General features: G+C 56.6%; 7 protein-coding genes. 3 read left to right on the forward strand and 4 right to left on the reverse strand.

Annotation, left to right across the window (positions count from 1 at the left end; translation table 11 throughout):
• Positions 1 to 28 precede the first annotated feature (28 nt).
• On the reverse strand, positions 29 to 352 hold the full coding sequence (locus ACX8ZY_RS22230; protein WP_010246806.1) for an AzlD domain-containing protein: 324 nt from the start codon (positions 350 to 352) through the stop codon (positions 29 to 31).
• A complete protein-coding gene (locus ACX8ZY_RS22235; protein ID WP_010246808.1) occupies positions 349 to 1,017 on the reverse strand; it encodes an AzlC family ABC transporter permease in 669 nt (222 codons plus the stop codon). The genes ACX8ZY_RS22230 and ACX8ZY_RS22235 overlap by 4 nt, the downstream gene beginning before the upstream one ends.
• A gap of 111 nt (positions 1,018 to 1,128) precedes the next feature.
• Here ACX8ZY_RS22235 and ACX8ZY_RS22240 point away from each other — a divergent pair, with 111 nt between their 5' ends.
• Positions 1,129 to 1,677 carry a helix-turn-helix domain-containing protein gene (locus tag ACX8ZY_RS22240; RefSeq protein ID WP_010246810.1) on the forward strand — a complete coding sequence of 183 codons (549 nt, stop codon included), beginning with the start codon at positions 1,129 to 1,131 and terminating at the stop codon, positions 1,675 to 1,677.
• A 3-nt stretch (positions 1,678 to 1,680) separates the two neighbouring features.
• Here ACX8ZY_RS22240 and ACX8ZY_RS22245 read toward each other — a convergent pair whose 3' ends face one another.
• The gene (locus ACX8ZY_RS22245) at positions 1,681 to 2,016 is read right to left on the reverse strand and encodes an ASCH domain-containing protein (RefSeq protein ID WP_263054402.1); all 336 of its coding nucleotides are present in this window, start codon (positions 2,014 to 2,016) and stop codon (positions 1,681 to 1,683) included.
• Positions 2,017 to 2,136: 120 nt separating this feature from the next.
• Between ACX8ZY_RS22245 and zigA the strand changes: the two genes are divergently transcribed.
• Both zigA and ACX8ZY_RS22255 read left to right on the forward strand, forming a co-directional pair.
• Complete coding sequence (gene zigA / locus ACX8ZY_RS22250) at positions 2,137 to 3,366, forward strand: zinc metallochaperone GTPase ZigA (RefSeq protein ID WP_421665446.1); 1,230 nt, start codon at positions 2,137 to 2,139, stop codon at positions 3,364 to 3,366.
• Between the two features lie 92 nt (positions 3,367 to 3,458).
• Complete coding sequence (locus ACX8ZY_RS22255) at positions 3,459 to 4,601, forward strand: NAD(P)/FAD-dependent oxidoreductase (protein WP_421665447.1); 1,143 nt, start codon at positions 3,459 to 3,461, stop codon at positions 4,599 to 4,601.
• Between the two features lie 3 nt (positions 4,602 to 4,604).
• Here ACX8ZY_RS22255 and ACX8ZY_RS22260 read toward each other — a convergent pair whose 3' ends face one another.
• Positions 4,605 to 5,975, reverse strand: coding sequence for an aldehyde dehydrogenase family protein (locus ACX8ZY_RS22260; RefSeq protein WP_421665448.1), 1,371 nt, complete (start codon positions 5,973 to 5,975; stop codon positions 4,605 to 4,607).
• Between the last annotated feature and the right edge of the window lie 459 nt (positions 5,976 to 6,434).

The following is a 6,434-nucleotide window of genomic DNA, read 5'->3' on the forward strand; positions in this document are numbered from 1 at the left end:
CCCGCTTTTGCCGGGGTTAATGACATCCTCAGGGCACGCCGAGAAAACGCAACAGCGCCGTCATCGCCGCCGCCCCCAGAATAATCATAATCAGCGGCGCACGACGCCACGCCAGCAACAGGGCAAAGCCCACGCCCGCCACCCGTGCCACACCGGCAAAATGCTGGCCTTCAAACAGCGTGGTGGTGGCCGCTACCGCCAGCAGCAATATCGTGGCGGCGTCGGAGAGCATCTGCTGGGTGCGCTCGCTGATCGGAAGACGGTTTCCCAGCCTGACGCCTGCAAACCGCATCAGATAGGTTCCGGCAGCCAGCAGGGCAATCCCGGCGATAATCATTCCCTGATGTGTCATTTGCGCGATCTCCATGTCAGCAGGCCCAGCAGTGAAAACAGCACCGGCATGCCCGCCGGAACCAGTGGCGTCGCCAGCAAGGAGAGCAGCGCGCCGACGGTCGCGGGGATCCGGGTGCGTCGCTGGCGCAGCGCCGGGAAGATCAGAGCAATCAGGATCGCCGGAAACACCGCATCCAGTCCGATCACCGAGACATCAGGAATAAACTGCCCGATTGCTGCCCCGATCATGACGCTGACCGGCCATATCAAGCCGATACCGATACCGCACAGCCAGTAAGCACTGCGGCGCTGCGCCAGTTGCGGCTGAGAGATCCCAAACACCACACTTTCATCGTTCATGATGTGACAGCCCAGCCAGCCTGACGGACCCTGCCCCACCAGATCCTTGACCGCGATGCCAAACGGCAAATGACGTGCGTTTACCAGCAGGCCCGCTGCGGCGGCGGTAAATGGACTGCCGCCACCGGCCACAATGCCGATAAACAGGAACTCCGACGCCCCGGCCAGCACCAGCGTTGAGAGCGCCAGCGGCACCCAGAGCGGAAACCCGTCGGCCGACGCCAGCGAGCCATAGGATAAACCAACAATTCCATCAGCCAGGCAGACCAGAAAAATCGCTTTGATCACCCCTTTGTCCAGCAACTGCATTTGCGGAAAAAGCATCACTCTGTCTCATAATGAACATATAATCCGATATAATGAACACTGCGAAAACGTTTTACAAGATGAACGTTATGTTCGATATAAAAAACATTCAGGTTATCAGGAGTGCGTTTGAATACCCCTATCAGCATTATTGCCAATGCCTTAGTACGTGAACGTCAGCGAGCCGGTCTTTCACTGGCTGAAGTGGCGCGCCGCGCAGGGATCGCCAAATCTACGCTGTCACAGCTGGAAGCGGGTAATGGCAATCCGGGCATTGAAACCCTGTGGTCGCTTTGCGTAACGCTGAACATTCCATTTTCACGTCTGCTGGAGCCGGATGCGCGTCGTCTGCAGGTGATTCGGCGTGGAGAGGGCCTGACGGTTACCGCCGATCTGGCCGATTATCAGGCCGTTTTGCTGGCCTCCTGCCCGCCCGGCGTTAGGCGTGATATCTATCTGCTGGAAGTTCAGCCCGGCAGCGAACGCATTTCCCAGCCCCATATCCCCAATACCATTGAGCATATTATTATCGCTAAAGGGCGTGCGCTGGTGGGTCCGGTCGACAGTGCGGTGGAGCTGGATGTGGGTGATTACATTACCTATCCGGGCGATGAGCTGCATATCTTTCGGGCGCTGGAAGCCGATACGATGGCGCTGCTGGTGATTGAGCATAGCTGATCACTATTTAGTGAGCTTCTGCAGGGTTTCTGCGGGCGTGAGGTGAGTGATAAGCTGCACCTCACTGCTCAGCCTGATCTCCGGATAGTGCTCGCGCATCCCTTCCAGCAGCACCTCATCAGGCCATTCCTCCTTTTTCCCCAGCGTCGCGGCGACTTCGCTTAAGCGCAGCGTGTCGACCTGCGTCACCCACACGATTACCGCGTCCGTATCATCCTGCTGATTCACCAGTCTCAGCGGACCCATGGTGATATCGCCCTCCTGCCAGCGAATCGTCGAGGTTTTCTCTCCGGACCTGACGGCTGGCATCAGACGCGGGACAAGCGTGAGTTGTTGCATTTCCACTCCCTTTTAAAACGCTCATTGATACCCGAAACAAAAACACAAATCCGGATTGAAAACAAACTCATTAATGTTATGTTATAACGTATCTATAATCGCGTTTTCACAGGTAACACCATGACACTCTCTGCTCTGACATCCGACGATCCCCGTCTGCCGGTTGCCGTTCTCTCCGGCTTTCTCGGTGCCGGTAAAACTACCCTGCTTAATCATATTCTGAACAACCGCGAAGGACGGCGGATCGCGGTGATCGTCAATGATATGTCTGAAATTAATATTGACGCTGCGCTGGTGCGCGATGGCGGCGCGCAGCTCTCCCGCACCGATGAAAAGCTGGTCGAAATGAGTAACGGCTGCATCTGCTGCACGTTGCGTGAAGATCTGCTGCTGGAGGTAAAACGTCTGGCTCAGGCCGGGCGTTTCGATCACCTGGTGATTGAGTCTACCGGCATTTCTGAACCGCTGCCGGTTGCCGAAACCTTTACGTTTGAAGATGAAGCGGGTGAAAGTCTGTCAGCCTATGCCCGGCTGGACAGTATGATCACCGTGGTCGATGGCTTTAACTTCCTGCGCGATTATCGTTCAGCCGATGATCTGCAGTCACGTGGCGAATCGCTGGGCGCGCAGGATGAGCGCTCAGTGGTTGATCTGCTGGTGGATCAGATTGAGTTTTGTGATTTGCTGGTGCTGAACAAAACGGACCTGCTCAGCCCGGCGCAGCTGCACCAGTTGAAGGGCATGCTGCAGGCGCTTAATCCGCACGCGCTTATTGTGAACAGTGAGTTTGGGCAGGTTCCGCTGGACTGCCTGCTGAATACCGACCGGTTTGATTTTGACCGGGCAGCGAAGGCACCCGGCTGGCTGCAGACCCTGCGCGGTGAGCATCAGCCGGAATCGGAGGAGTATGGCATTCGTAACTTTGTCTATCGCGCCCGTCGTCCGTTCCATCCGCAGCGTTTCTGGCATGCAGTAAACCACCAGCTTGACGGCGTTATCCGCTCTAAAGGCTACTTCTGGCTGGCCAGTCGGCCGGAATATGCCGCGATGTGGTCGCAGGCGGGCGCGGTGGCACGTCAGGGTTATGCCGGGCGCTGGTGGGTCAGCGTGCCGCGCACTGAATGGCCACAGGATGCAGATTCGCTCAACTTTATCGCTGAACAGTGGCAGGAAGGTACCGGCGATGCGCGCCAGGAACTGGTCTTTATCGGCATTGAGATGGACGAGAAGAGCGTCCGTGCCGCGCTGGATCATGCGTTGCTGACACCACAAGAGATGGCTGCGGGGCCTGAACAGTGGCTCACCCTGGCCGATCCGGTGCCCGCGTGGTTCGATGAAACCACCGCCTGACACTGCGGTTGACGTACTTCTTTGACTTCGCAATAGTAAACGAACCGGCGGGTAGCAGTTTTCCACTCATCCCTGTTCAGGAGAGACCAGATATGCCACAACGTATTGCCGTAATCGGTGCAGGCGTGCTGGGTTTAGCCGTCGCGCAGTCATTGTCGCGACGGGGCGCACAGGTCACCGTCTTCGATAAAAACTATCCTGGCAGCGGAACCAGTCAGATCAGCTATGCCTGGGTCAATGCCAACGGCAAAGAACCCACCAGCTACCATGATCTTAATGCCCATGCGATAGACGAGCACAAGCGCTGGCAGGCCAGTCACCCTGCATCGCCCCGATGGCTGCTGGAAACCGGCACGCTGGAGTGGGCGGCCGATGAATCATCCCTGCGCCAGCTGGCGCAGCGCGCAGCAAAGCTTACGACGCTCGATTACCCCGTAGAGAAACGTAGCCGCGCCGCACTTCTGGGTGCAATGCCCGAGTTGCGGCTTGATCCCCGCGTTCAGCACGCCTGGTCTTTCCCGTCGGAGTGTCTGCTTTATCCGAGCCTGTTTATCGCCTCTCTGCTGGCAGACCTGCGTACCAGTGGCGGGCAGCTGGTCTGCAACAATGAAGTGACGACGCTGACTGAATCGGCGCAGGATGTCCATCTTACGCTGGCCAGTGGGGATGAATGGCGCGGCGATCAGCTGGTACTGGCGACCGGCCGCTGGGCACCGGAACTGATAAGTCAGTGCGGGCTTGAACTGGCGATGACCGATGCGAACCGCGCCGATCCTGTTGCCTGCAGTTTTCTGGCGCAGACCCAGCCTCTGCCGATCCCACTTAAATGCAATCTGATTACCCCGGAACTGAATGTGCGGCCGGATGGCGGTGGCCGTCTGATGCTGCAGGCGCTGGATCTGGATCAGCATGCCGATCCGGCGCGGCCGGTCTCGCCGGATGGACTGATTGGCAAAGAGATGCTGCGTCGATTGCGGCGGCTGTTTAAAAACACGGAAGGCGCGAGAATTGAGCGGATTGAAACAGGACAGCGGTCGCGTCCGGCAGATGGCTTGCCGGCATTAGGCTACATCAGCGAGTCAGCACGCGTTTATCTGATGGTAAGCCATAGCGGCATGACACTTGCCCCATTGCTGGGCAGGCTGGTGGCTGAGGAGATGCTGAGCGGCACAGGCTCACCAATGCTGAGTGCGGTCGCTAAAACAGCGCCCGCTTATCTTCCGTCGGCACAGTAAACACTAGCGACGATTCTTCCACACGGTCTGCACGTTACAGAATTCGTGCACACCAAAGTGCGACAGCTCACGGCCGTAGCCGCTTTTCTTCACACCACCAATGGTAACGCGCGGATCGGACGCGCCGTTGCCATTAATAAACACAGCACCGACTTCCAGCTGCAGCGCCAGACGATCGGCAATCTCTTCATTACCGCTCCAGATGGTGGCGCTGAGGCCAAATTCGCTGTCGTTGGCGATCTCCAGCGCATGTTGTGGATCCCTGGCGACCGCAATAGCGGCTACCGGGCCAAACAGCTCCTGCCTGAACGCGGTCATGTCGCTGGTGACATCAGCGAGAATGGTCGGCGCGTAGTAGTTACCCTGCCCTGCCACTTTCTCGCCGCCCAGTACCAGACGTGCACCTTCACGCAGCGTGGCCTTTACCTGTCCATCCAGTTCGTCACGCAGATCGGCGCGTGCCATCGGGCCCAGGAAGGTATTTTCATCCAGCGGATCGCCCATGGTGAGTGCCTGGACCGCGGCAGTGAAGCGTTTTTCAAATTCTTCAGCGATCGGAGCTTCCACAATAAAGCGTTTGGCAGCCATACACACCTGCCCGGTATTCTGGAAACGTCCAATAACGGCTGATTTAACCGCTTCATCAAGATCGGCATCCGCCAGCACGATAAAGGGATCGGATCCACCCAGTTCCAGCACGGTTTTCTTAAGTGCTGCGCCCGCCTGTGCAGCGATCGCGGCGCCAGCCCGGACACTTCCGGTAACGGCAACGGCGGCAATGCGGTCATCTTTGATGGCTACGGAGACACCATCGTTGTCAACGTTGATCAGGTTAAAGCCGCCAGCAGGCAGATCGGTTGCCCTGAACAGCTCAGCCATCAGTGTGGCGCTTCCCATGACGTTAGGCGCGTGTTTGAGCAGATAGGTGTTGCCTGCCAGCAACATACTCACTGCGCCCCGCAGAACCTGCCACAAGGGGAAATTCCATGGCATTACAGCCAGGATCACCCCGATGGGACGGAATCGCTGCCACGCATCGGCAATCTGCGTAGGCTGATCGGCCAGCATTGCAGGGCCATGTTCCGCATACCAGTCGCATAAGTTAGCGCATTTCAGAACTTCAGCGCGTGCCTGTGCAATGGGTTTACCCATCTCCAGGGTGATCATGCGGGAAAGATCCTGCTCACGCAGACGGATCTGTTCGCCAAGCTGACGCAATACGCGAACGCGGTCCGTCATGGTGCTCTGTTTCCATGCAGCAAAAGCAGATGCGCTTTCAGTCAGTGTCTGTTCCAGCTCTGCACTATTCTGTAAAGGATAGCGTGCCAGAATTTCACCAGTTGTGGGGTTACGTGATAGGGCATGTTCAGTCATGGTGCCGTATTCCTCATTCTGTCAGTGATGGAGAGACGATACGCGCTGTAGTTGATGATGAAAAATGAATAATAGTGAGGAAGTTGTTTATCGATTGAGAATGAATGCGGCTATGACCGATTAGTCGGTCAGGCAGTGGGCAGATTGCGGGCCAGTTTTTGCTGGTGGTCAACACGTCTGAAAATGATGTCAGGCCTTAAGTTTTCCACTTATACAGTGACCAGATCCTAATAAACGATCCTTAATAGATCATATAGAGATCCTAAGAGATCCCCGATCGTCGCAGGCCGCACCCCACAAGGGCTGAAAGGGTGATCGCGTTCACTATAATCAGTAAAGTGTTCACTGTAATCAGTACTTTATTCACTGTACCAGGTAGAATGTTCACTGTAAACAGTGCTAATGTTCACTGTAGTCAGAAAACGATCCCTTTCATCCACAGAATGAAGATCTTACGCC

It is taken from the genome of Pantoea sp. XAF26B01_ASV70 (assembly GCF_054512635.1).